We start from the raw sequence: 23607 nt of genomic DNA, 5'->3' as shown, positions 1-23607 counted from the left end.
TCAGCCCTCCCGGACCGCGGGCGTACCGGACCGGATCAGTCCGACGACATCGCCGACGGTGCTGACCCCGAACAGCACGTCGTCGTCGAAGCTGAGCCCGGTCTGGTCCTCGATGGAGACGATCAGTTCGAGGGTGGCCACCGAGTCGAGGCCGATCTCCCCGATGTCGTCCGCCAGCGTGAACGTCCGCTCGGCCAGCCGGGCGTCCACCTCCGCCGCGGCCTTGGCGACGATGCTGAGCGCTTCTTCTTCCGTCAGATCGGCGGTCGTCACTGAGCTCCTCCATGGCCCGCGAGGCCGTTGTGGGAATACGCGCCGTGGGAATACGCGTCGCGGCAGGTGGCGCGCCGCAGTTTGCCGCTGCTGGTCTTGGGCAGCGTGCCGGGCTTCACCAGCACCACGTCGTCGGGCGTCACCCCGACCGAGCCGCGGACCCGGGTGGCGATCTGCTTCGCGAGGTCCGGGGGCGAGGCCGCCGGCTTGTGCTCGGCCACCACCACCAGGCGCTCGTCCGGGGTGGAGAACGCGATCACATGGTCGGGGCGGACCCCCGGGAGCCCCAGCGCGGCCCATTCGATGTCCGTCGGGTGGTACTTGCGGCCGTGGTGGATGACCAGGTCCTTCGTCCGGCCGGTGACATACAGCTCGCCCTCGCGCAGAAAGCCGAGGTCGCCGGTGCGCAGCCAGCCGTCCTGGAAGGTCTCCTCGGTCAGCTCGGGCGCTCCCCAGTAGCCGCGCGCGACGCTGCCCCCGCGGATCTCGATCTGCCCCTCGGTGGACTCTCCGGCGAGCTCGCCGGAGGCGGCCCGGATACGGGCGTCCCAGCCGCTCAGCAGCCGCCCGCAGGAGACGATCTCGCGGACCCCGGACTCCTCGGCCCCGGGCGCGGCGTCCACCGGGCGGACCAGGCCCTGCTCCTCGAAGGCCGCGCTGTCCACCGACAGCGTGCGAAGCCCCTCGCCGATCGTGGTGAAGGCCACCCCGAGGGTGCCTTCCGCCAGCCCGTAGGAGGGGGTGATGGCGTTCGCGTCGAACCCGGTGCCGGCGAAGCGCTCGGCGAACTCCCGCATGGTCCCCGGCCGGACCGGCTCCGCGCCGACCCCCGCCACCCGCCACGCGGACAGGTCCCAGCCGGCCAGTTGCGCGTCGGTCGCCCGGCGGGTGACCAGCTCGTAGGCGAAGTTGGGGGCGTAGCTGAAGGTGCCGGAGATCCGGGACATCCAGTCGAGCCAGGTGGTGGGGCGGCGCGCGAATTCGTAGGGCGGGATGAACCAGACGGGGACCTCGTACACCAGCGGCCCGAGCATGCAGCCGATGAGCCCCATGTCGTGGTACAGCGGGAGCCAGCTGACGAACCGGTCGCGCTCGCCGGACGTCCCCAGCGCCTCGTCCATGGCCCGCGCGTTCTCCAGGAGGTTGTCGTGGGTGACCACGACGCCCTTGGGGCTGGCGGTGGAGCCGGAGGTGTACTGCAGGAAGAGCGGCTCCCCGCCTTCCGCCTCCACGAGCTCTCCGGTCGGCTCCCCGGCGGCGAGTTCCGCGTAGCCGATGGGCTTCGCCCCCGCCGCCTCGACGCAGAGGTCGAAGAGCGACTCGTCGGCGACGATGTGCCGCGGCTCGCATGACGAATGGATCGAGTGCAGGCGTTCCTGGTAGGCCTCGATCCGGGTCAGCATGGCCGGCGGGAATACCGGTACGGGGATGACTCCGGCCCGCACCATACCGATAAAGGCGACGATGAACTCACGCTGACCGGAGAGCATCAGAATGCCGCGGTCACCTCGCTGAAAACCCGCGGACGCGAGCCTCCTGCCGAAGTCCTCACCGGCGGCCTTCAGCTCCGCGAAGCTGAGAAAGTCAGTGGAATCCCCGGAGACAAAGGTGAACCCCCGGGACGTTGATGACAACCGAGCGATGACACGAGAAAAGCTCACGTGCTGGAAACCTCCGCGTGCACGTACACCCCATGGCAAGGGGGCATCGTTTTGCCGGGCCGCATTTTCGGTCCCCGGCGCCGTACGACACGGCAAGAAACTACCGAGGCTCGCACCGCACGGAATCCGGCACCCGATGTAGTCATGCTGCAACCCGGGCGGAAGCTCGACGTCAACCTTCCGCGGCACGCCGGATCAACCTCAGGGGGTGGGCGGGCGGCGCTCGTGCCGCCGGGGGACTCCGGGCGGAGGGGGAGCCGGGGGTGGAAACCCCCCGGCGAGGTGGTGCCGGATGTACCCCGGATCCGCCGCGTAGCCCACCTCTCAGGGCGGCCGTGTCTCCCTACCGTCGGACGTGCGCCACCGCATGGCGCGCACACCATGTCCACCGAACGGCGAGGAACGGCTGTGGATTCACACGACAAGCACGCGCGGCGCACCGTCCTGCGGGCCGTGTCAGCGGCGGGCGCGGGGCTGGCGCTGACCCCGTCGGCGGCGCGGGCGGCACCCCCAGAAGGCTCCGGCGCAGGCACCGCCGCCGGCTCCCGCGCGGGTGCGTCGGGCTGGCTGCCCGACGGCCCGCTGCGCGTGTCCCCCGCCGACCCCCGCTACGCCCACCTGGTCGCGAGGGGCGCCGGCAACCGCTTCCGGGGCAGGCCCGAGCGCGTCTACCTGGTCGGCTCGACGGAGCACGTCGTACGGACCGTACGGGAGGCGGTGCGGTCCGGGGCGCGGCTCGCCGTCCGCAGCGGCGGGCACTGCTTCGAGGACTTCGTCGACAACCCCGACGTCAAGGCCGTCATCGACATGTCACCCATGGGGGAGGTCTCCTTCGACGAACGGCGCCGGGCCTTCGTCGTCGAGGCCGGGGCCACCCTCGGCGAGGTGTACCGGAAGCTGTACCTCGGCTGGGGCGTGACCTTACCGGCCGGGTACCACGCCGAGGTGGGCGCGGGCGGGCATGTGCCCGGCGGCGGATACGGGCCGCTGTGCCGGCTGTTCGGGCTCGTCAGCGACTATCTCTACGCGGTGGAGGTCGTCGTCGTGGACCGCGCGGGCGAGGTGCGCGCCGTCGTGGCCACCCGGGAGGAGGACGACCCGAACCGCGAGCTGTGGTGGGCCCACACGGGCGGCGGGGGCGGCAACTTCGGCGTCGTGACCCGCTTCTGGTTCCGCTCCCCCGAGGCCACGGACGACACGGACCCGGCCCGCATGCTGCCCGCCCCCACCAGGACCGCGCTCACCTTCACCGCGGACTGGAGCTGGGAGGGGATGGACGAGGAACGCTTCACCCGCATGGTGCGCAACCACGGGCAGTGGGCCGAGCGGCACGGCGCCGCGGACGACCAGAACGCCGCGCTCTACGCCGAGTTCGCCCTGACCCGCCGCGCGGCCGGGTCCCATCTGCTCCTCGGCCAGGTCGCCGCGGAGCCCGGCGCGGACCGCCGGCTGCTGGACGGCTTCCTCGGCGCGGTGAGCGCGGGCACCACCCGGCCGGGCAACCTGAAGGTCCACCGGCTGCCCTGGCTCACCGCCGCGCTGTACGGCTCGGGAGAGGCGGTGGGCGACTGGCACATCAAGATCAAGTCGGCCTTTCTGCGCCGCCGCCTCACGGACTCGCAGATCGCCGTCGTACACCGTCACCTCACCCGCACGGACTCCGATGTGGTCGCCGGGAGCGTCGTCCTCAACACCTACGGGGGCGCCGTCAACACACTGTCCCTCTCCGATACGGCCATGCCGCACCGCGACTCCGTACTGAAGCTCTCCTGCCTCGCGTCCTGGGCCGAGCCCGACCGGGCGCCCGAATACCTGACCTGGATCCGCGAGTGCTACCGGGACCTGTTCGCCGACACCGGCGGCGTCCCCGTACCCGGCGAGACCGCCGACGGCGCCTTCATCAACTACCCGGACACCGACCTCGCCGACCCGCGCTGGAACACCTCGGACACGCCCTGGCAGACCCTCTACTACAAGGCCAACCACCCCCGCCTGCGCGCGGCCAAGGCCCGCTGGGACCCGCGCGACATCTTCCGCCACACCCTCTCGATCCGCCCCTGACCCGCGACACCTCAGGGCCGTGGGCGCGGCCTCCAGCGGCATGGGCCGACTCTTTGACAGTTCTCGACCGGTCGTCTACCTTCCGTTTAGGCGACCGGTCGGCTAGTACTGGTCGAGCCACCCCATCCCCCCGGAGAAGGAACATCATGAGCACTGAGGGCCAGAAGGTCGCCGTCATCACCGGCGCGTCGCAGGGCATCGGAGCCGCCCTGGTCACCGCCTACCGCGACCTCGACTACGCCGTCGTCGCCACCTCGCGCGGCATCGCCGAGTCCCCCGACCCGGGCGTGCTCACGGTCCAGGGCGACATCGCCGACCCCGCCACCGCCGAGCGCGTGATCACCGCGGGCATCGAGCGCTTCGGGCGTATCGACACCCTCATCAACAACGCCGGCATCTTCATCGCCAAGCCGTTCACCAACTACACCCCGGACGACTTCCGCGCGGTGACCGGCATCAACCTGACGGGCTTCTTCTCCATCACCCAGCTCGCCATCCCGCACATGCTCACCCAGGGCGGCGGCCACATCGTCAACATCACGACCACCCTGGCCGAACACGCCGACTCCAACGTCCCCTCCGTACTGGCCTCGCTGACCAAGGGCGGCCTGCAGTCCGCCACCAAGTCCCTGGCCATCGAATACGCCACCCGCGGCATCCGCGCCAACGCCGTGTCCCCTGGCATCATCAAGACCCCCATGCACCCCGAGGAGACCCACGAGGCCCTCGCCGCCCTGCACCCCGTTGGCCGGATGGGCGAAGTCAGCGACATCGTCGACGCCATCGTCTACCTGGAGAAGGCCCCCTTCGTCACCGGCGAGATCCTCCACGTCGACGGCGGCCAGAGCGCCGGACGCTGAGCTCCGGGGTCGGCGTTCAGCGCCGACCCCGGACACAGCCCACGACTAGTCGACCGGTCGTACACTTGCCATCATGGGACGGACCAGTGATGCACGGGAGAAGATCCTCACCGCCGCCGAGTCGCTCATCGAGCTGCGCGGGTACTCATCGTTGGGTGTGGCCGAGATCTGCAAGGCCGCGGGCGTGCCGAAGGGCAGCTTCTATTACTTCTTCGAGTCCAAGGAGGCGCTGGCCCTCGCCGTCATCGACGAGCACTGGAGCGAGGAGCGCCAGGGGTGGGCTCGCGCCCTGGGCAGCGACACCGAGCCGCTCCAGCGGCTGCGGCAGCTGTTCGAGGCGACCCGCGCCGATCAGCATGCCGGGCAGCAGAGCTGCGGCACGATCGCGGGCTGTCTATTCGGGAACCTGACCCTGGAGATGTCCAACCAGACCGAAACCATCCGCGAACGTCTGCAGCAGATCTTCGACGAGCAGGTCGACATGGTCGACAAGGTCATCACCGAAGCCGTGGAGCGCGGCGATGTGACGGTCACCGCCACCCGCCAGGCCGCCCGATCCGTCGTCGCCCAGCTCGAGGGCCAAGTGCTCTTCGCCAAGCTCTACAACAACGTCGAGCACCTCGACGCCCTGTGGGCGAACTGCCTGGCCCTGCTCGGGTCCCGCCCTCCGCAGGACGCACCGGCCGCCATCTGACCCCCCGCCGCCCGGCCGGCGGAGGGCTCGTTTGCACCTGCTCGCACACCCTTGTTAACGTCAACTGCGACATCTCACCGTAGGGTTCAGCCCTCGCCATTCAGCCTCCTCGTGTCCGGTGACACCAGGAAGGTGGGAGTCACACCAGATTTTGACAAGGGTGTGCGGCGATGGTTGCTGTTCGACGAGCGGAAACGGCTTTGGAAGCCGTTGATCTGGTCAAGACCTACCCAGCAGGCAGGAACAAACCCCCGGTCGCGGCGTTGCGGGGGCTGAGCTTCTCCGCCGCGAAGGGGACCGTCTTCGGGCTGCTCGGCCCGAACGGGGCAGGCAAATCCACCATGGTGAAGATCCTCTCCACGCTGTCGGTCGCCGACTCAGGATCGGCACGCGTCGCCGGCATCGACGTCGCGGCGAAGCCGGACCGGGTGCGCCAGGCGATCGGATTCGTGGCCCAGAAGCCCGGCACGGACCCGATGGCGACCGCGACCGAGAACCTGCTGCTCGCGGGCCGCATCCACGGGATGTCCCGCCGTGACGCCACGGCACGGGCCCATGCGCTCATCGACAGGTTCGGCCTGACCGACGCCGCGAACCGGCTGGTCAGCACGTACTCCGGCGGCATGGCGCGCAAGCTGGACGTCGCACTGGGGCTGATGCACCGCCCGCAGGTGCTCTTCCTCGACGAGCCGACCACGGGCCTCGACCCCCAGGCCCGGAGCGAGATGTGGCACGAGATCGCCAGGATGGCCGACGACGAGCAGATGACCGTACTGCTCACCACGCACTACCTCGACGAGGCCGACCACCTCGCCGACCGGCTCGCGATCGTCGACCACGGCACAGTGATCGCCGCAGGCACCCCGGACGAACTCAAGAGCGACCTGCGCGGCGACGCGGTGCAGATCGAACTCGCCGAAGCCGACGGCAGAGCACGAGCGGTACTGCGACGGGTGCCACAACTACGCGAGATCACCATGGCCGGGTGCACGGTCCGTGGCCGCACCGACGACGGCGCCCGGGCGCTGCCGCCCGCACTGGCCGCGCTCGAAGAAGCCGGCATCGCCGTGACCTCGGCGACGCTTGCCCGCCCTTCGCTCGACGACGTCTACCTCCGCCACACCGGCCACCGCCTCGAGGCCGCCGGCGACCAGGACCCGAAGACCCTGGAGGCGGCGAAGTGACCACAGCACCCATGGAACCCGTCGGCACGCGTCCGCTGACCACCGTGATCACACACACCGCGTTCCTCACCGGCCGCCTGCTGCGCACGCTGCGGCGGATGCCCACCTTCCTCATCATCGGGCTCGTGCAGCCGGTGATCTGGCTGCTGCTGTTCGGACAGCTCTTCCGCTCGATCGTGAACCTGCCCGGATTCGCGCACGGCAGCGGCGGTTTCCTGCAATTCCTCACGCCGGGTGTGGTGATGATGACCGCGCTGTTCGCGAGCGCGTGGGCAGGGACGACCTACTTGCAGGACATCGACCGCGGCGTGATGGACCGACTGCTCACCTCCCCCGCCGGCCGAGCCGCCATGATGTGCGCGACCATGGCCTACCAGGCGATCCAGACCATCATCCAAAGCCTGGTCATCGTGGTCATCGCACTGCTCGCCGGGGCCCGCTTCCCCGGCGGCGTCGCCGGTGTCGGCGTCACCGTCCTGGCCGCGGTACTGCTGACACTGATCTTCTCGGCACTGTCCAACGCCGTCGCCCTGCTCACCCGTCAGCAGGCGACACTGATCGCCATCTCCCAGTTCACCACGCTGCCGCTGATGTTCCTGAGCTCCGCCGTGATGGACCTCCACCTCGCTCCGAGCTGGGTCGGCCATGTCGCCGGGTACAACCCCATGGAATGGGCGGTCGTCACGGCGCGGCAGGCGATGCTCGCACACACCGACTGGAGCATCGTCTGGACACATCTGGGACTGCTCACCGCGGCAGCCCTCGCGATGGCCTTCCTGGCCACACGGGCTTTCCGGGCCTACCGCAAGTCGGCGTAAGAGCGGCGAGCCGGCCTCTCTCTCCTGCCCGCCTCTCCTGCTCACCGCACCCGGCAAGGACTGTCGGGTGCGGTGAGGCTCAGGACGCCGGGGTTTTGTCCGCCGCGCTGATCTGGCAGGTGATGGACGTCCGTTGGGTGTAGCTGGTGGTGTCCTCCATGGTGACCGTCTTGGTGGAGTTCGCGAGCACCGTGATGTATTTGTGGCGGTACCCGATAAGGCCGCCCGACGGATCGTTCCAGTTCACCGCGATGCTGTAGCTGTAGCCTCGCGTCGTGTCGGCGTTGGTGATGGTGACGTCGTACTTGAGCTGACGGGTCGACGGGTCGAAGTTGCAGTTGCTGCCGTCGGTCTCGTCGAGCCCTTCCGGGTCGTAGGTGGACGGCACGGAGGGGGACGACGACGACGGGGTCGAGGTCGGGGTCGGGTACGACGGGACGCCCGAGGGCAGGTCGGTCGGCAGGTCGGTCGGGACCCCGCTGGCGCCGGACGACGCGCCACCGCTCCCGCCGCCGGAGACGAAGCCGCCGCCCCCGAGCCCGCTGCTGCCCTTGTCCTTCTTCCCACAGCCGGTCAGGGCCAACAACCCGACCGCGGCGACGGCGACAAAACGAATGGAACGGCGATGCATGCACTACCCCCGCGGAACAGACAGCCGATCAGGCTGTGACGAGCACATGCCACCCTAAGGGGCTCCCCGCCCCGACATCATTCCGGGGGGTTCCGACCCGGCCGGAGAGCCACGAACAGGGCTTTTGCGCCGGTCAGCGCGCTCATGGCGGACGAGTCGGCCTGCCCGCCGGGTCGACCTCGAGCTGGTCGGCTCGGGCAAGTGCCCGCAGGCGGCAATTCTCGGGAGGGGCGGCGGCGTCTGGGCCATCAGCGCCGGTGTCACTCTCCCGTGTCGTCGTACGGCCTTGGCAGCCGACCGCCTGAGCCGGGCCACCGCCTCATACCGCCTGCCTCACGTCGATTTCCGGTCCGATCGCGAAGCGCCCCCGTACGGGCGCGATAACGGCGGTACGATCGTCCGGTTTATGGCGTGGGGTCCGTGAAGTACCGCCCCGGACGGGCAGCGGGCGGAAGGGGGAGGCATGGCGGAACAGGTGGAGCGATCGGCGGATTTACCAGCCGGGGCGGCCGGAGTCGAGGTGGTGGCCTTCGATCCGCAGGCACGAGTGTGGGTAACGGAGGCGGAGGTAAGGGCCGGGCGGGCCGGCCTGGTGCATGTGCCGCGGCTGGAGGGCTCGCTGCGGGCGGACGAGACGTTGCTCACCGACGACGGGGACGACTTCGGGCACATCGTGCACCACGTCCCGGGAGGCGTACTGCGGACCGATTCCGTCGAGGAGATCGCGGCGATGATCCGGTTCTGCAATGCGTACCGCATCAAGGTGGCCGCCCGCGGCCAGGGGCACGGGACGTACGGGCAGGCGCAGGTGGACGGCGGGCTGGTGATCGAGACCGAGCCGCTGAACGGAATCGGGCCGGTGACGGCGGGGCAGATCGCGGTGGAGGCCGGGGCGGTGTGGAGCGCGGTGGTACGCGAGACGCTGCGGCACGGACTGACGCCCCCGGTCTTCACCGACTACCTGGAGCTGTCGGTGGGCGGCACCCTGTCGGTCGGCGGGCTCGGCGGCCAGGCATGCCGGTCCGGTGCCCAGGTGGACAACGTCATCGCGCTGGAAGTCGTCACCGGGGCCGGGGACGTGGTCAGCTGCTCGCCCACCCAGCGGCCGGACCTGTTCCACGCCGTGCTCGCCGGCCTCGGCCAGTGCGCGGTCATCGTCTCGGCGACGCTGCGGCTGGTCACCGCCCCCGAGACCGTGTGGCGCTACCAGCTGTCGTACCTGGACCTCGAGACACTCCTCGCCGACCAGCGGCAGCTCGCCGAGGATGAGCGGTACGCGTATGTCGAGGGGTGGGTCGAGGCGGACGACAAGGGTGCATACACCAATTGCGTGCTGGAGTTCGCCGTCTACGGGCCGCCCGCCGGGTCCGAGCCGGACGACGCCGAGTGGCTGCGCGGCCTGCGGTACGACCGGTCCTGCCGGATCACCATCGAGTCGCTGCCGTACTTCAACTTCCTCAACCGTCTCGCCGAGGGCGTGAAGAAGCTCAAGCACGTCGGCGTCTGGACCTGGGCCCACCCCTGGCTCAACCTGTTACTGCCCGGCGACCGCGCCGCCGAGCTGTCCCGCACCCTGCTGGACGGACTTGCCGGACAGGAGGTCGGCGGCCTGGTGCTGCTCTACCCACTGGTCCGCCGCCACCTGCGCGCCCCGCTGCTGCGGATCCCGGACGACCCGGTGCCGTACCTGATGGCCGTCCTGTGGGCGCTCGACCCGAAGGACCAAGCGGCAATAACCGCCCGGGTGGCCGCCAACCACGCCGCGTACGAGCGAGTCCGCGCGGCCGGCGGCACCCAGTACCCCGTGGGGTCCATCCCGATGACCGCCGACGACTGGCGCGGCCACTACGGCGAGGCGTGGGAGGAGTTCGCCGCCGCCAAGCGCCGCTACGACCCGCATCACCTGCTCGCCCCGGGCCAGCACATCTTCACCGCCTGAGCACGCCCGCCTGTCCGTCCGCGCGGCGGGCCGGCCGGCGCCCCCGCATCGCCGTCTGCCGACCCGTGGCATGACGGTGGTGCGGACGCGCGGTGGCGACCGATCGCGTAAGGGCGACCATCGCCTCCGCCGCCGGTGGGCGGCGCGGCCAGGAACGGGCGCGCCTCGAGCCACTCATGGATCTACGCCGCCGCCCACAACGGCGGCGTGGGAAGGCTGAAATGGCGCGCGAGAATCCCCACCGTTACCGCGCCGTCCTCGTTGAAGCCCGGCTCCGCCGCATAGCGCGGCGTTTCCCTCCCCACCAGGCCCGCTGCCAGGAACTCCCGGAGCAGATGGTCTGCCATCCCACCGCCCCGCCGCGACTCCCTGCGGGCACCCAGGTTGAGGTACAGCTGCTCGAAGCCACCGCGGTGGTAGGCGAACTGGAACGGGTGCCGCGGGCAGTGCGGAACCATGTAGCTCTGGCCATGTGGGCACTCACACGCCGGCGTGGACGCCAGGAACACGGTTTCCGCCTTGTCTCCCACCAGCTCCACGAAGCGGTAGCCCGTGATATCCCTGGCCAACGCCTCCGCACCCTGCCCGGACGGCGCCGCATAGGCGTCCTGCAGCACCCACCCCCAGCCGCCGTCCTCACCCACGGCCCGTGCCGGGCGCCCCGAATCCGTCAGGATCCGTTGCAGCAGGCTGGTATCCATGGCCCGGCAGAACGTGGCGAACGTGTTCGGAGGCAGCCAGCTCACCCCACCACCTCCGCAGCCAGCGGCGGCGACGGCAGGCCGAAGGCGGCCGCTATCGCCCGCACCAAGCGGTCGTCGTCGTCATAGTCAAGGTCGAGGCAGTCGTGCCCGTCCTCGTCCGCCATATCGCAGTACGCGTCCGGTCCTATCAGCCCGGCGTCCAGCAGCTCGGCCGACAGATAGTCGGGGTTGTCCCCCACCCGCTGGCCCAGATCCTCGAAACTGAAGTGCACTACGCACCGGCCGTCCCGGTAGTAGGTGAAGTCGGGCGAGTGGGCCTTGGCGCTGCACGGCTCCACCACGAACACCACCGCCTCGGCCCCGTCTTCGCACAGCGGCCGATAGTCCACCGGGTCGAAGTCGTCGATCTCCGGGGCGAAGGTGTCGTGCACCGCCCAGGTCCACCCATCGGACGATCCCGTCTCCAGCACCTGACGCCGCAACCTGCCAAGCCCTTCGACGACGGCGTCGGCGGTCAGCCCGCGGACGAAGACAAGATTCACCTCATGACCCGGATACGACTCTCCGAGCCGACTGTCGATCCAACTTTTCATATCGGCACCCTAGGTGCTCCCATTGACAGCCGAATGACGGCCCATCACCGCGACGCTCCCCCTCCACGTGTGACCGGAACTGCCCCGGGGGCACCGAGATTGAGCGGGAAGTACGAGCAGGTGGCTCTCGAAGACTCATCGCATCAACGTTCGCGGCGGTGCTTGTCACGCCGCGCGCCGCTTCCACTCGTCGATGTACGTGCTGGCCGATCGTAGGAAGTGTTGGCTGGAGCAGCCGCTCATTCCGTTCCCTGCCTAATCGCCTGGAGGACCTGCAGAGTGAAAGCGCCAGCTGGGTCGTCCGGTGTGGAGCAAGGCAGTGCAACTACTTCGTCAACTACCGCTCCATAGGCCAGCAGGCCTTTCCGGACAGCTTCCCTGTTCCCAAATATTCCGATCTTTTCGACCAATTCAAACGGAACTGCTTCAGTCAGTGAAGAGTGACGAGGACGTGGCGTACTTCGCGCGAATTCCACGACATCACCGTACCCGGCACGCGTGAACATCTCGCTGTAGCCAGGTGCCTTGAGATAGTCGGCCAACATGCGGCGGACTTGCCTCAGGGCCGCCTCTTTCTCCTTCTGCTGTGTGCCACGCCCCGCAGTAGCAGCTACCGGTACCCAAGCGGCGACTGGTGGACGAGGGCGCCTGGCCGCCTCCGACTCCTTGGCGAGTTGATCCGCCAATTCCCCTGCAGTCTCGGCAGTGACGAGGGCTACTGCCATCCGGTCGGCCTGGCGAGCTGCCGCACGGATGGTGTGTGTCCCGAAGGCGGCCATCGTCAGGTGTCCGGCGGGTGCAGGAAGGTGCAATCGGTACCCGCGAGTCCGGATCACCTGGCCGTCGACCACTGCCCTCTCCTGGGCAAGAAAGTGCCTGAGAGCCTGTACGGATTCACTCATGGCTTTAGCTGGCCGCTGGTGGTCACGCCCGTGCCACCCCGTGACGATGACGGGGCTGGACGGCCCCACGGCGATGCGCACCGTCCTGCCGCCGGCAAGGGCGGCGACGCTGGCCGCCCCTCTTGCGATCATTGCAGGATCCCGAACCGCGACGGGCAGCGGCCCTAGAGTCAGGGGGATGCTCTGTGTGCAGCCTCCGATGGCTGTGGCCAGGGCGATGGCGTCGTAGGTTTCTCTCTCGCCGATCCACAGTTCGGGAAAGTTTTGCTCGTCAGCGAGCTTCGCCGTCTCAAGCGCTTCGTGCGCAGGCCTGTCTTTCCAAAGGCCCAGGCCCACCGTGATCTGCGGCAGATTCTCGTACCCACCAGCAGGGCGGTTACTGGTCATGCAGCCTCTCCGCTCGGCTATAGAAACGTGTTGATAGACGGAGTCGGCAACGTGCTGTCCAGTGGCAGGATGGTGCGGCGAGCAATGCGGAGAGACCCGTCCTCGACACGTCGCAACCTGTCTTCGCGGCGGGCATACAACGTGTACCTCTCGTCGTCAAATCGGCTGGAATACAGGATCAGCACGGAGTGAACTTCCAGCTCTCCAAGAGCGTCAGCGGGTATGACCTCGACGTTGCTGACGACGTGCAGGTGACGGATCGGAGGGTCTTGGGACCATGCAGCCGGATGTTCAAGGTGCTGCGCACGCTCCTTGAGTAATCTCTTATCATGATCGAAGTAGGCCATCCGTTCAGATCCATAGACTCCCACAGGGTCCCGGCGCTGGCGATCCTCAATTCCGGGCATCCAATAATGGATGTCCTCAGTGCACAGCTCCAACCATTGAAGATACTTACCGTTATCGAGGAGCCGAGCCTCTTTATAGAGGAAGTTTTCCACACCCCGTTGTAAATCTGGAGTGGACTGCGACGGAATCACAGGAGACTCGCTCATGGCATCTCCGCAGATGTTGAGTTGCTGCTGACTTCACTCCAGGTGGGGGCGAGCATGAGATCGCGCCATCGTTTGTAGTAGGCCCGTGCGTTCTCCTCACTTATCTGTCCTCTAGAGACGTTGAGCCCTTCCGGTAGTCCTGGGAGCGTTACGCGAGTGCCCTCACCCAGGGCACTGTACAGATGGTGCCTTCGGGTGACGGTGCCCCCATGGGACACGGTCGCACCTTGCCAGGGCGGCGCGTCATCACTCTCGAACACCCCGGTCGGCGAAAATGTATGCATTGCTCCGATTCGCCATGCTCGCTTGACTTCCTCGGGAGCATTCCTGTTTACCAGGACAAAGGTGTGCAGCACCGTTCGGTTAGGACCCACAGGCCGCCAGACACGAAAGGTGTTCTGCCCAGGCAGGAACGAAAAGTTTGGAAAGATGGTCGCGGAACTGGTCGAGCCGACTGCCCAAGCACGTGGCCACCCGAGTCGCTCAACGAACTGTGCCTCGTGCTCCTTCAGATAATTCTTGACGAGCGGCTGACCAAGAGTGGCCGCGTTGCCCCGTTTGTCAAGATTGAATTCCCAACAGTGCCCGTTGACATTGACCTGGAAACTTTCGGCGTCTGGTGCCCCCAGGAGAGGAACTTGACGGCCGAGCATCACCTTTGCCCCGGATGCGTGGGTATACCGAGCATGAAGAGCATCGCTCGCGAAGTTCTCCGCAGGGATTTTATAGTTGCAGGAGATTTCAGAACGGATGGATCCCGGAAGGAACTCCGTCCCTCCGGGATCGTTGTCCAGAACGGTATCCAGCATGTAGGTGATGGGACCCAAGTATTCGGCTAGCGAAGGAGCTGTCGCATCGAGGGTACCGAAAACTAATCCTTTATAGCTGTCGACCTGCGCGACAGGACGCAACCCCAACTCGGATCGATCGAATCCAGGCGTGCGCTCAAAGGAGCTCGCCTCGTGCATAGACCTTAGCTTGCCGTCGGTATCGAACGACCAGCAGTGATAGTTACAGATGAAAGTTTTTGCGTTGCCAATACTGGCCCTGACCACAGGATTTGCCCGGTGCGGACAGCTATTTAAATATGCACCGATGGTACGGTCCCGTCGCCGGACAACCAGCACGTTGTCCCTTCCCATCCAGGTGGTGAGAAATGAGCCGTAATCGGGGAGTTGTGACTCATGTGCAAGAAAGAGCCAACACCGCGCGAATACTCTCTCCAACTCAAGCTCGTAAATCTCTGGGTCCTGAAATATTCGAGGGTCGAGCCAGCCTCGATCCAGCTCTTTCAGAGCCAAGATTTGCCGAAGATGGGCGGGTAAATCAGCCATTACGCCTTCTATCTGTAAGGGGTGTGTCCAGGGGCAGCGATGGTCTGCCCCCTCCTCATCGTGCTCAACATCGTGCTCAACGGGCATGGGGCGGGAGACAGGCATGCTCTGTCGAGCCAGGCACCATGGGGTGAGGCCGAGACACTCAGCCATACCTCTCGAAGACCCACATCGAAGGCTCACCAGGAGAGTGATGGTGATTGGCACTTCGACAGGAAAGAGGTGCCAACGGCCTCACTTGCAAAGATAGGCAGGGGCGACACGTAGTGCCGGGCGCAACCTGCAGACGCCGCTCGCGCAGAGCATGCTTCACCAGGCTCCCTGTCCACAGGGCCCTCCCGGGAGTCGATAGATCAATCGATTGATGCAAGCTAACCACTGCCCTCGAGAGCGGTAAACCCCAAGCCACGGACACAAGCGGACAGGTCCACTGGACCTTGGCAAGGTCCTGACAGCGTCCCGTCAGTCGATTACGGAATCGGTAGCCTGACGGACTGCCTCATGCCGAGAAGGAGGACGGGATGCCCGTACCAGAGCCCACCGAAGGTGCAGCGGCCGCGGTTGGCGTCGGGCGGCGTGCCCACGCCACCGTCATCGATGCCTTTTGGGATGCAGTGGACACTGCGCCTGATCGCATCGCGCTGCGCCAAGACGAGCGGCAGCTCACTTACCAGGAGTACGGGCGGTGCGCAGCCGGCTTGGCCGCATGCCTGGACAGGGTAGGCGTGGCGGCTGGCCAGACCGTGGCGCTCGTGCTGCCCAACGGACTTGAGATGGCGGTGTCGATCTTCGCCGTTCTGACCGCCGGGGCCCAGGTGGTGCTCTTCAATCCTGCGTATACACCGGCTGAACTGCGCCCGCTGCTGGCCGATGCTGCCCCGGCCGCTGTCGTGACGACACGCGGCGCGGACAACGTCACCGCCGCACTGGATGCCAGTCAGCCGCCTGCCATTCTCACCTTCGACACGACCGACCTTTCACTTGATTGCTGGCGTAACGATCCCGCGCTGGATATTTACGATCGCCACCTCCCTCGCCCCAACGACTTAGCCACTCTGATGTACACCGGAGGAACCACAGGAGTACCCAAAGGGGTGGCCCACAGCCATTCCTCTCTGATGGCCACGGTACAGGCAATGGAAGCCTGCTGGCCTACAGAGGCTGATGTCGAGGCATGGGCCACAGTCGCACCCATGACCCATATATGGGGCCTCCTGATGGGTGTACTCAACCCCGTCTACGGCCGCGCCTGCGTCGTAATTTTCTCCCGCTTCCAACCCAGCGCCGTGATCGATGCGATGGAACGCTATGGTGTCAGCGTTTTTTCTGGAGGACCCGCAGCGATCTATAGTGGGCTATTGGCTGCCCCGAATCTCGCCTCGGCAGACCTGCGGCATCTGCGCGTCTGCCCGGGCGGCGGCTCGCCTTTCCCTGCCCAAGTGCTCCGCCAGTGGAAAGACGCCACTGGCGTGGAGGTTCGTGAGGCATACGGCATGACCGAGATTGCGCCTATCACGAGCCAGGTGCCCGGAAAGGAGGCGCTGGCGGGATCCGTAGGACGCCCCGCTCCCCAGGTCACAATTCGGATCAGTGCGGGCGGAAGCCAGGAGCCGCAGCCCGTCGACACAGTGGGGGAAATCCTCGTGCACTGCCCCCAACGCATGTTCCGTGGCTATCACAGGCGGTCGGAGGATACCGGCGCAGCACTGGAAAATGGCTGGTTACGTACCGGTGACCTCGGTCGGATTGACGCAAATGGAAACTTACACATTGTCGACCGCGTGAAGGATATGATTCTCGTAGGCGGATTCAATGTTTACCCGCGCGAGATAGACGAGGTAGTGGCCTCACATCCTCACGTTGCACATTCCGTCACTATCGGTGCACCTGATTTACAGAAAGGCGAGCAGCCAATATCATTCATCGTGCCCCTCCCAGGCATATCTCCCGACGTGGCGGACATTCACCAGCATTGCGCCGAACGTCTCGTCAAGTATAAGCGACCCACTAACATCATAACGCTGGAAAAGATTCCGCACACCCCAGCCGAAAAAGTGGACCGCATTGCCTTGCGTTCCTTGTTTGCTCACCGGCAGGAAGCCGAGCGACACTGAGCCTTTTCCAAGCCGATGGTGGCGCCGGGTCAGCTCTGTCCGTTCTCGGTCCACGGACGGAGTTTCTCCGGGTTGCGGATCGCCCAGATGCGAGTGATGCGGCCGCCAGTGGACTGAACGCCGCCACGGTCACGGTGGTGACGCCGGCTTGCTGGGCGACCAGGCCGGGCTGGCCGTTGACCGTCCGCTCCAGGAGCGTCAGCCCAGGGGCTTTGCCAGCGATGTGAATCAGATACTGGGCGATACGCTCGCTGCCCTCGACCGGGCGCAGGACGGCGCCGACCTCTTCGGCGTGAGGGGTGCATGGTCCGCTTCTTCCGCTTCGGCTTCGCCAGCGTGGCGGCCGCGGGGGGCTTCCTGCGCGGTCTGGATGGCGGGCAGCTCGAACGGGTCGCGGTTTGCATGGCGGAGAGTCCTCGAGGGCGTGGAGCGGGCGGAGAGGGACGGCAGGGGGCCGGGGCGCAGCGTCGGCCGCGCCCCAGCCGGACGGGGTCAGTAAGCCGGGCTGTCGAAGAGGTACAAGCTGGACGCGGCTCCGTATCCTGCTCAGGCATCGCGGCGGGACCACCCGGACAGCCCAGGACAGATGCCGCTTGCCGCAGGTCAGACCCCGCCGCCGCCAATCTCCGGCCCCACGACCCATGGCTACTCTCATGGCTACGTACGTAGCCGTGCGGCCCGGTTTGAACCGGTGCGGAACGGGGTCTGGCCGAGCTCCCGATCCGACAAAAAGGGCCCCTGACCAGCATATTCGCTGGCCACGGACCCCTGGCGGCGGACGAGTCGGCCTGTACGCCGGGTTCTGTCCCCCAGGGCCCTTACGGCCCCCGGGGCGGCGGCCATCCATCTAGGACCGACGTTGCCGCCGGCCTCGTGCGGTCTACCCGCGGACTCGGGCGGGCAGCCCTCGATCGTCCGCGCAGAGCCGCCGGGTGGCGGCTCCTCTTGACCTTGCTCCAGGTGGGGTTTACCGAGCCGTCCGAGTCACCTCGGACGCTGGTGGTCTCTTACACCACCGTTTCACCCTTACCGGGAAGCCTCGCGGCTCCCGGCGGTCTGTTTTCTGTGGCACTGTCCCGCGGGTCACCCCGGGTGGGCGTTACCCACCACCCTGCCGTGTGGAGCCCGGACGTTCCTCGGCGGGATCCCGAAAGACCCCGACGCGACCGCCCGGCCGACTCGTCCGCCGTGGTGACCATGCTACCCGTGGCGTGCGGTGCCCCGGACAGCGGCGGGGATCACAGGAAGTCGGCGGTCTCCAGTGGGAAGGAGAAGGGCGCGGGAAGGTCGATCGACTTGCCGAAGGAGACCGTGGCGGCCTCCTGATATTCGGCCTTCTCCGGGTCGCTGAACAACGTCACCGAGCTCTTCTCCCGGTCGACGAGGAGGTAGAGCGGGATGCCCCCGTTCGCGTAGCAGTGGCGCTTGGCCTCCCGGTCGCGGTCCGGCCTGGTCGAGGTGACCTCGACGACCATCGAGACGCCCTCACACGGCATCCAGGACTCGGCACCCCGGAAGAGATCCTGCTCAACGGGCGCGAACGTCGCGTCGGGGATCACATGGTTGCGCACACACAGCCCACCGCGCGGGACCTTGAGCCCCTTGTGGCCGGAGACGTCCATGTCGGTGACGGACTTCCTGATCACCTGCCTGACGATCCGGCTGATGTAGGTCTCGTGCTCCCCGTCCGGCGGCGCCGTCACGACGATGTCCCCCTCGACCAGCTCGGCCCGGAAGCCTTCCGGCGTATCCAGTGCCAGGAAACCCTCCAGCAGGACCTCCTCCTGCGCGGACGGTTCGTGTGCCATGGCGCTCATGCCACGCCCCCTTCCCTGCCTCGCCGCCACCGTAGGTACGAGGGGGTCGGCACCGTACGAAAAGGCGTCTTCCTCACTCGATCGTGGCGCAGAAGCCCGTGCGCGAGGCCGTAGGCTGCCACGGGCTCGCCCGGCCCCGTGAAGTGAAGGAGAGAAGACCGTGCTCGTGCTGTTGCCGCCGTCGGAGGGAAAGGCCCCGGCAGAGTCGGGGAGCCCGCTGGAGCCGGGGGCGCTGTCGCTGCCGGGGCTGGGTGCGGCGCGGGCGGTGGTGCTCGATGAGCTGGTGTCGCTGTGCTCGGGCGATGTGGCGAAGGCAGCCGAGGTGCTCGGGCTGAGCGAGGGACTGCGCGGCGAGGTGGCGAAGAACGCGGCGCTGCGGGAGGCCGGGACGCGCCCGGCCGGGGAGATCTACACCGGCGTGCTGTACGACGCGCTCGGGCTGGCGACCCTGACCGCCGCCGCACGGCGCCGGGCGGCGCGGTCGCTGCTGGTCTTCTCGGGGTTGTGGGGTGCCGTACGGATCGACGACCGGATCCCGTCGTACCGCTGCTCGATGGGCGTGAAGCTGCCGGGGCTCGGCGCGCTCGGGGCGTTCTGGCGGGCGCCGATGAGCGAGGTGCTGCCGGAGGCGGCGGGGGACGGGCTGGTGCTGGATCTGCGGTCGGCGGCGTACGCCACGGCGTGGAAGCCGAAGGGCGAGGTGGCGGAGCGCACGGCGACCGTGCGGGTGCTCCAGTCGAAGATCGTGAACGGGGTCGAGAAGCGGTCGGTGGTCAGCCACTTCAACAAGGCGACCAAGGGGCGGCTGGTGCGGGATCTGCTGGTCGCGGGGGCGGAGCCGGCCGGGCCCGAGGAGCTGGTGGAGGCGCTGCGGGGGCTCGGCTACACCGTGGAGGCCGCCGCGCCGGACAAGCCCGGGCGCGGCTGGGGGCTGGATGTGGTGGTCACCGAGGTGTAGGCCCGTGAGCCGCCGCAGCCTCCCGTATCTCTCGTGTCCCGTCATTGCATCATGCGCAACGGCCGTTGCGTGCTGTGTCCGGCGGCGGCAGGATGGCCGGCGTGACTAGCGCTGCCCTCTCCGCCACGCCCTCCGGCTCCTCCTCCGTGCTCGACCTCGCCCCCGTCATCCCCGTCGTCGTCATCGACGACGCGGCCCACGCCGTGCCGATGGCCCGTGCGCTGGTCGCGGGCGGGCTGCCCGCGATCGAGGTGACCCTGCGCACCCCGGCCGCGTGGGACGCCATCCGGGCCATCGCCGAGGAAGTGCCGGAGGCGGTTGTGGGCGTCGGGACGGTGCTGACGCCCGAGCATGTGGAGGCCTCCGTCGCGGCCGGGGCGCGGTTCCTGGTCAGCCCCGGCTGGACCGACCGGCTGTTGGGCGCGATGCGCGCGTCGGGCATACCGTTTCTGCCGGGGGTCTCGACCACTTCGGAAGTCGTGGCGCTGCTGGAGCGCGGGGTGACCGAGATGAAGTTCTTCCCCGCGGAGGCGGCCGGGGGGACGGCCTATCTGCGGTCGCTCGCCTCCCCGCTCCCCCAGGCCCGCTTCTGCCCCACGGGCGGCATCGACGCCTCCCGCGCCCCGGGCTATCTCGCCCTTCCCAACGTGGGCTGCGTCGGCGGCACTTGGATGCTGCCGTCGGACGTCGTCGCCGCGCGCGACTGGGCACGGGTGGAGGGACTCGCCCGCGAGGCGGCGGCCCTGCGGGGCTGACGGCCGGGCTCCCGCCCGCCGCTTCCCCGACCCGGCCTTCCTTCAGGCGATGGCCGGTGCGGGCTTGCGGGACGGGGCGATCCGGTTGCGGATCCAGGACGCGGCCGCCACGGTCGGCCAGAGCCGGCTGGCCATGTTGCGCGCGGCGACTCCGGCGCGGGTCGCGGGCACCATGAGCGCGGCGGCCGTCGCGACGTTTCCCTGCCGGGGGTCGACCAGCGTGCGGTGCTCGGCCTCGTATCGCGCGAAGGCCGCGTGGGGGTCGGTGGGGGTGGCGGCCAGTTGCTCGGCGAGGGTGTGGGCTCCCGCCATGGCCAGGGTGGAGCCGTCGCCGAACAGCGATACGGAGGAGGCGGCGTCGCCCAGCAGCGCGATGCGGCCGTTCGCCCAGGAGTCGAGCCGCACCTGGCTGACGGAGTCGAACCACAGATCCTCGGCGGCGCGGGCCCGGTCCAGCAGTTCGGGTACGCGCCAGCCGTCGTCGGCGTAGGCGTCGGCGAGGATCCGCTTGTGCTGTGCGAGGTCGCGGTGGTTGAAGTCCGCCACCGCCGGGTGGCGGAAGATGAATGCCGCCAGGGCCCGGCCGTGGACGGGGTGCAGGGAGGCCATCCGGCCGGGGGCGTTGTGGATGACGACGTCCTGCGGGGTGTCGGCCGGGCCGTCGAGCGGCATCGTCGCGACATAGAGGCCCATGTGGCGGACGAATTCCGACTCGGGCCCGAAGGCCAGCCGGCGGGTCGTCGAGTGGAGCCCATCGGCCCCGACGACCAGGTCGAACCGGCGTGGCGCGGCCTTTTCGAAGGTGACGTCCACGCCGTCGCGGTCCTGGCTCAGCGCGGTCATGGTGTCGCCGAAGAGAATCTCGGCGGAGTCCTGGCTCGCCTCGTAGAGGATCGCCGCCAGATCGGTGCGGGTGACCTCGACCTCCCGGCTGTCGGATGCCCGCTGGAGGGCCCGCATGTTGACCCGGCCCACCTGACGGCCGGAGCCGTTGACGAAGCTCATCGCCGTCACCTGGGTGCGGGCCTGGCGCAGCCGCGGCATCACGCCCATGCGCTCGGCGACCTCCACGGCCGGGCCGCGCACATCCACCGGGTTGCCGCTGGAGCGCAGGCCCGCCGCGCGCTCGACGACGGTGGGCCGGAATCCGTGCCGCGCCAGCCAGTACGCCAGCGTCGTGCCGGCGATACCGGCTCCGGAGATCAGGACTGTCGGGTTCGCCTTGGCGTTCATCTCTCGCTCCCGTCGCAGGGGTTGGCCGGATGGCCGTCCGCCGTCTCGACATGACCGTATGACGAATTTCGAAAGTTAGTCAACAGATGGAGGCGACCTCTCGCGGCAATTGACCAAAACTCACATCTGGTCATACGGTCCTTCCATGAGTGCGAACACCGGCCGGCTCCGCGACCCCCACCAGCGCGCCGAGCGCGCCACGCGGATCCTCGATGTGGCCGCCGACCTGCTGCTTCGCCACGGCTACCGGCGGGTGACCATCGACGATGTGGCCGCCGGAGCCGAGATCGGCAAGGGCACCGTCTATCTGCACTGGAAGAACCGCGAGCAGTTGTTCAGCGCGGTCTTCGAGCGGGAGGTGCACTACGCGATGGACGAGCTGCGGCAGGCGCTGCGGCGGGATCCGCAGACCTGCCTGCTGCACCGCTTCGCCCGCACCTACTTCCTGGCCATCACCGACCGCCCGCTGCTGCGCGGATTCCTCCTGGACGACCCCGTCCTGCTCGGCAAGCTGACCAGTTCACCGGATACCGCCCGCGACGAGCGGCACAGCACGATGGCGCATGGCTACTTCGCACTGCTCGCCGAGCGCGGTCTGCTCCGCGACGACATGGACGTCGCGGAGGTCGGCTACGCCTACCAGGCGACTTTCGAGGGCTTTCTCCGGGCCGAAGGCGCAACCGATCAACGAGCCGACCTGCTCGCGCGGACCGTCCAGCGCGCGTTCGAGAGCGAGTCGGCGGCCTCTGAGGCCACGCTGCGGGATATCGCCGCCGCCACCGCCGCCTTGCTCACCGACCTGATCGACGCCGACCGCGCCGAATCCGGCCTCCCCGCGGCCGGGGCCGGGGCCTGACGGCTAGCGCAGGTGCGCTGTGTCGTTCAGCAGGCGCAGCGACGCGTTGCCGTCCGCGTAGTACGCCAGCGCCGACAGCGACGCCGCGGAGATCTCCATCCGGAACAGCGACTCCGGCGGCGCGCCCAGCGCCAGCCGGACCAGGGTCTTGATCGGTGTCACATGCGTGACCAGCAGCACCGTACGGCCCGCATGGCGCGCGATGAGCTTGTCGCGGGTGAGCGCGACCCGGCGGGCGACCGTTGCGAAGCTCTCGCCGCCGCCGGTGGGGGCCGCCTTCGAGGAGGCGAGCCAGGCCTGGAGGTCGTCCGGGTAGCGCTCCCGTACCTCCGCGAACGTCAGGCCCTCCCAGGCCCCGAAGTCGGTCTCCCGCAGCCCCTCTTCGATACGGACGTCGACACCGATGCGGGACGCCGCCGCCTCGGCCGTCTCGACGCAGCGTCTGAGCGGCGAGCTGACCACCACCTGGATGGTGCCGCGCGCGGCCAGCGCCGCCGCCACCAGCTCGGCCTGGCGGCGGCCCACGGGCGAGAGCTCGGGGTCGGAGCCGCCGGTGCCGGAGAAGCGCTTCTCCGGGGTCAGCGCGGTCTCGCCGTGCCGGAGCAGGACGAAGGTGGCGGGGGTGCCCAGGTCGGCCGGGACGGCCCAGCCCGGGGGCGCGACGGCCGGGGCCGTGGTCTCGGCGGGCGTTTCAAGGGCGTCGTCGCCGGACGGCGTGGATCCGGTACGCGTGGCTCCGGTACGCGTGGCTCCGGTACTCGCGGCTCCAGTACTCGCGGCTCGGGTACTCGTGGCTCCAGAGCCCGTGGCTCCGGCTGCGGCAGCCGCCGTACCAGCCGTGCCGGCCGCCGCCCACTGCTCGCCCCGCGCGCCCGCGTCCATCGCCTCGTTGGCGAGCCGGTCCGCGTGCTTGTTCCGCTCGCGCGGGATCCACTCGTACGACACCTGCCCGGGCGGAAAGATCGCCTTGGCCTCGGCCGCGAGCGGGCGCATGCCGGGGTGCTTGATCTTCCAGCGGCCCGACATCTGCTCGACCACGAGCTTGGAGTCCATCCGGACCTGGACCTCGGCCTCCGGGTCGAGGGCGTGCGCGGCCCGCAACCCGGCGACCAGGCCCTTGTACTCGGCGACGTTGTTGGTCGCGGTGCCGATGTACTCCGCCGCCTCGGCGAGGGTCTCGCCGGTCTCCGCGTCGCGGACGACCGCGCCGTAGCCGGCCGGCCCCGGGTTGCCCCGGGAGCCGCCGTCGGCCTCGACGACGAAGCGACGCGTCATCGGC

Annotated in this window: 21 protein-coding genes, 1 other RNA gene and 1 pseudogene; 10 read left to right on the top strand and 13 right to left on the bottom strand. The window is 68.4% G+C overall.

Annotation, left to right across the window (positions count from 1 at the left end):
- Complete coding sequence (locus ACWY4P_RS38250; protein WP_456205144.1) at positions 1-273, bottom strand: acyl carrier protein; 273 nt, start codon at positions 271-273, stop codon at positions 1-3.
- On the bottom strand, positions 270-1934 hold the full coding sequence (locus ACWY4P_RS38245; protein ID WP_456205142.1) for a fatty acyl-AMP ligase: 1665 nt from the start codon (positions 1932-1934) through the stop codon (positions 270-272). The genes ACWY4P_RS38250 and ACWY4P_RS38245 overlap by 4 nt, the downstream gene beginning before the upstream one ends.
- 408 nt (positions 1935-2342) lie before the next feature.
- On the opposite strand from ACWY4P_RS38245, the gene ACWY4P_RS38240 reads away from it, so the two are divergent.
- The 5 genes from ACWY4P_RS38240 (at position 2343) to ACWY4P_RS38220 (ending at position 7551) form a co-directional block, all read left to right on the top strand.
- Positions 2343-3995, top strand: coding sequence for an FAD-binding oxidoreductase (locus tag ACWY4P_RS38240; RefSeq protein ID WP_456205140.1), 1653 nt, complete (start codon positions 2343-2345; stop codon positions 3993-3995).
- A gap of 146 nt (positions 3996-4141) precedes the next feature.
- The gene (locus ACWY4P_RS38235) at positions 4142-4855 is read left to right on the top strand and encodes an SDR family NAD(P)-dependent oxidoreductase (RefSeq protein WP_456205138.1); all 714 of its coding nucleotides are present in this window, start codon (positions 4142-4144) and stop codon (positions 4853-4855) included.
- A 73-nt stretch (positions 4856-4928) separates the two neighbouring features.
- Complete coding sequence (locus tag ACWY4P_RS38230; protein WP_456205136.1) at positions 4929-5549, top strand: TetR/AcrR family transcriptional regulator; 621 nt, start codon at positions 4929-4931, stop codon at positions 5547-5549.
- Between the two features lie 170 nt (positions 5550-5719).
- Entirely contained in the window at positions 5720-6733 is a 1014-nt protein-coding gene (locus ACWY4P_RS38225; RefSeq protein ID WP_456205134.1) for an ATP-binding cassette domain-containing protein, read from the top strand.
- Positions 6730-7551 (top strand): ABC transporter permease, encoded by an 822-nt coding sequence (locus ACWY4P_RS38220; protein ID WP_456205133.1) that lies wholly within the window; start codon positions 6730-6732, stop codon positions 7549-7551. Before ACWY4P_RS38225 ends, ACWY4P_RS38220 begins: the two co-directional genes overlap by 4 nt.
- A gap of 79 nt (positions 7552-7630) precedes the next feature.
- Here ACWY4P_RS38220 and ACWY4P_RS38215 read toward each other — a convergent pair whose 3' ends face one another.
- Positions 7631-8182: a hypothetical protein gene (locus tag ACWY4P_RS38215; RefSeq protein ID WP_456205132.1), complete on the bottom strand. Its 552-nt coding sequence runs from the start codon at positions 8180-8182 to the stop codon at positions 7631-7633.
- A 463-nt stretch (positions 8183-8645) separates the two neighbouring features.
- Here ACWY4P_RS38215 and ACWY4P_RS38210 point away from each other — a divergent pair, with 463 nt between their 5' ends.
- On the top strand, positions 8646-10121 hold the full coding sequence (locus ACWY4P_RS38210) for an FAD-binding protein (RefSeq protein ID WP_456205131.1): 1476 nt from the start codon (positions 8646-8648) through the stop codon (positions 10119-10121).
- A gap of 182 nt (positions 10122-10303) precedes the next feature.
- Here ACWY4P_RS38210 and ACWY4P_RS38205 read toward each other — a convergent pair whose 3' ends face one another.
- The 5 genes from ACWY4P_RS38205 to ACWY4P_RS38185 form a co-directional block, all read right to left on the bottom strand.
- Positions 10304-10867: a hypothetical protein gene (locus ACWY4P_RS38205; RefSeq protein WP_456205130.1), complete on the bottom strand. Its 564-nt coding sequence runs from the start codon at positions 10865-10867 to the stop codon at positions 10304-10306.
- On the bottom strand, positions 10864-11418 hold the full coding sequence (locus ACWY4P_RS38200; protein WP_456205129.1) for a hypothetical protein: 555 nt from the start codon (positions 11416-11418) through the stop codon (positions 10864-10866). Before ACWY4P_RS38200 ends, ACWY4P_RS38205 begins: the two co-directional genes overlap by 4 nt.
- Positions 11419-11657: 239 nt before the next feature.
- Positions 11658-12707 carry an LLM class F420-dependent oxidoreductase gene (locus ACWY4P_RS38195; protein WP_456205128.1) on the bottom strand — a complete coding sequence of 350 codons (1050 nt, stop codon included), beginning with the start codon at positions 12705-12707 and terminating at the stop codon, positions 11658-11660.
- 17 nt (positions 12708-12724) lie between these two features.
- A complete protein-coding gene (locus ACWY4P_RS38190; RefSeq protein WP_456205127.1) occupies positions 12725-13261 on the bottom strand; it encodes a 3-phenylpropionate/cinnamic acid dioxygenase subunit beta in 537 nt (178 codons plus the stop codon).
- Entirely contained in the window at positions 13258-14595 is a 1338-nt protein-coding gene (locus ACWY4P_RS38185; protein ID WP_456205126.1) for an aromatic ring-hydroxylating oxygenase subunit alpha, read from the bottom strand. Before ACWY4P_RS38185 ends, ACWY4P_RS38190 begins: the two co-directional genes overlap by 4 nt.
- A gap of 521 nt (positions 14596-15116) precedes the next feature.
- On the opposite strand from ACWY4P_RS38185, the gene ACWY4P_RS38180 reads away from it, so the two are divergent.
- Positions 15117-16709 (top strand): class I adenylate-forming enzyme family protein, encoded by a 1593-nt coding sequence (locus ACWY4P_RS38180; RefSeq protein ID WP_456205125.1) that lies wholly within the window; start codon positions 15117-15119, stop codon positions 16707-16709.
- A 29-nt stretch (positions 16710-16738) separates the two neighbouring features.
- On the opposite strand, the pseudogene ACWY4P_RS38175 reads toward ACWY4P_RS38180, so the two are convergent.
- From ACWY4P_RS38175 to ACWY4P_RS38165, 3 genes and pseudogenes are all read right to left on the bottom strand, one after another.
- Positions 16739-16989: pseudogene (locus ACWY4P_RS38175) on the bottom strand (RNA polymerase subunit sigma-24); the annotation flags it as partial.
- Between the two features lie 495 nt (positions 16990-17484).
- An RNA gene (rnpB, locus tag ACWY4P_RS38170) (RNase P RNA component class A) lies at positions 17485-17891 on the bottom strand.
- A 56-nt stretch (positions 17892-17947) separates the two neighbouring features.
- Entirely contained in the window at positions 17948-18526 is a 579-nt protein-coding gene (locus ACWY4P_RS38165) for a Uma2 family endonuclease (RefSeq protein WP_456205124.1), read from the bottom strand.
- 160 nt (positions 18527-18686) lie between these two features.
- Between ACWY4P_RS38165 and yaaA the strand changes: the two genes are divergently transcribed.
- Both yaaA and eda read left to right on the top strand, forming a co-directional pair.
- The gene (gene yaaA, locus ACWY4P_RS38160; RefSeq protein ID WP_456205123.1) at positions 18687-19484 is read left to right on the top strand and encodes a peroxide stress protein YaaA; all 798 of its coding nucleotides are present in this window, start codon (positions 18687-18689) and stop codon (positions 19482-19484) included.
- 92 nt (positions 19485-19576) lie between these two features.
- A complete protein-coding gene (gene eda / locus ACWY4P_RS38155; RefSeq protein WP_456205122.1) occupies positions 19577-20239 on the top strand; it encodes a bifunctional 4-hydroxy-2-oxoglutarate aldolase/2-dehydro-3-deoxy-phosphogluconate aldolase in 663 nt (220 codons plus the stop codon).
- Between the two features lie 42 nt (positions 20240-20281).
- Here eda and ACWY4P_RS38150 read toward each other — a convergent pair whose 3' ends face one another.
- Complete coding sequence (locus tag ACWY4P_RS38150; protein ID WP_456205121.1) at positions 20282-21472, bottom strand: FAD-dependent monooxygenase; 1191 nt, start codon at positions 21470-21472, stop codon at positions 20282-20284.
- A 145-nt stretch (positions 21473-21617) separates the two neighbouring features.
- Here ACWY4P_RS38150 and ACWY4P_RS38145 point away from each other — a divergent pair, with 145 nt between their 5' ends.
- A complete protein-coding gene (locus ACWY4P_RS38145; protein WP_456205120.1) occupies positions 21618-22328 on the top strand; it encodes a TetR/AcrR family transcriptional regulator in 711 nt (236 codons plus the stop codon).
- A gap of 3 nt (positions 22329-22331) precedes the next feature.
- Here ACWY4P_RS38145 and ACWY4P_RS38140 read toward each other — a convergent pair whose 3' ends face one another.
- Entirely contained in the window at positions 22332-23603 is a 1272-nt protein-coding gene (locus ACWY4P_RS38140) for a bifunctional RNase H/acid phosphatase (protein ID WP_456205119.1), read from the bottom strand.
- Positions 23604-23607: the final 4 nt, after the last annotated feature.

The sequence above is a fragment of the Streptomyces sp. LZ34 genome (assembly GCF_053890475.1).
This window is presented reverse-complemented; position numbering and strand designations above follow the sequence as displayed.

Coding starts and splice junctions, on each gene's coding strand:
- ACWY4P_RS38185 (WP_456205126.1), bottom strand. CDS start 14,595: ATGGCTGATTTACCCGCCCATCTTCGGCAAATCTTGGCTCTGAAAGAG.
- ACWY4P_RS38140 (WP_456205119.1), bottom strand. CDS start 23,603: ATGACGCGTCGCTTCGTCGTCGAGGCCGACGGCGGCTCCCGGGGCAAC.
- ACWY4P_RS38215 (WP_456205132.1), bottom strand. CDS start 8,182: ATGCATCGCCGTTCCATTCGTTTTGTCGCCGTCGCCGCGGTCGGGTTG.
- ACWY4P_RS38190 (WP_456205127.1), bottom strand. CDS start 13,261: ATGAGCGAGTCTCCTGTGATTCCGTCGCAGTCCACTCCAGATTTACAA.
- ACWY4P_RS38230 (WP_456205136.1), top strand. CDS start 4,929: ATGGGACGGACCAGTGATGCACGGGAGAAGATCCTCACCGCCGCCGAG.
- ACWY4P_RS38235 (WP_456205138.1), top strand. CDS start 4,142: ATGAGCACTGAGGGCCAGAAGGTCGCCGTCATCACCGGCGCGTCGCAG.
- ACWY4P_RS38150 (WP_456205121.1), bottom strand. CDS start 21,472: ATGAACGCCAAGGCGAACCCGACAGTCCTGATCTCCGGAGCCGGTATC.
- eda (WP_456205122.1), top strand. CDS start 19,577: ATGGCCGGCGTGACTAGCGCTGCCCTCTCCGCCACGCCCTCCGGCTCC.
- ACWY4P_RS38165 (WP_456205124.1), bottom strand. CDS start 18,526: ATGAGCGCCATGGCACACGAACCGTCCGCGCAGGAGGAGGTCCTGCTG.
- ACWY4P_RS38200 (WP_456205129.1), bottom strand. CDS start 11,418: ATGAAAAGTTGGATCGACAGTCGGCTCGGAGAGTCGTATCCGGGTCAT.
- ACWY4P_RS38210 (WP_456205131.1), top strand. CDS start 8,646: ATGGCGGAACAGGTGGAGCGATCGGCGGATTTACCAGCCGGGGCGGCC.
- ACWY4P_RS38195 (WP_456205128.1), bottom strand. CDS start 12,707: ATGACCAGTAACCGCCCTGCTGGTGGGTACGAGAATCTGCCGCAGATC.
- ACWY4P_RS38145 (WP_456205120.1), top strand. CDS start 21,618: ATGAGTGCGAACACCGGCCGGCTCCGCGACCCCCACCAGCGCGCCGAG.
- ACWY4P_RS38225 (WP_456205134.1), top strand. CDS start 5,720: ATGGTTGCTGTTCGACGAGCGGAAACGGCTTTGGAAGCCGTTGATCTG.
- ACWY4P_RS38180 (WP_456205125.1), top strand. CDS start 15,117: ATGCCCGTACCAGAGCCCACCGAAGGTGCAGCGGCCGCGGTTGGCGTC.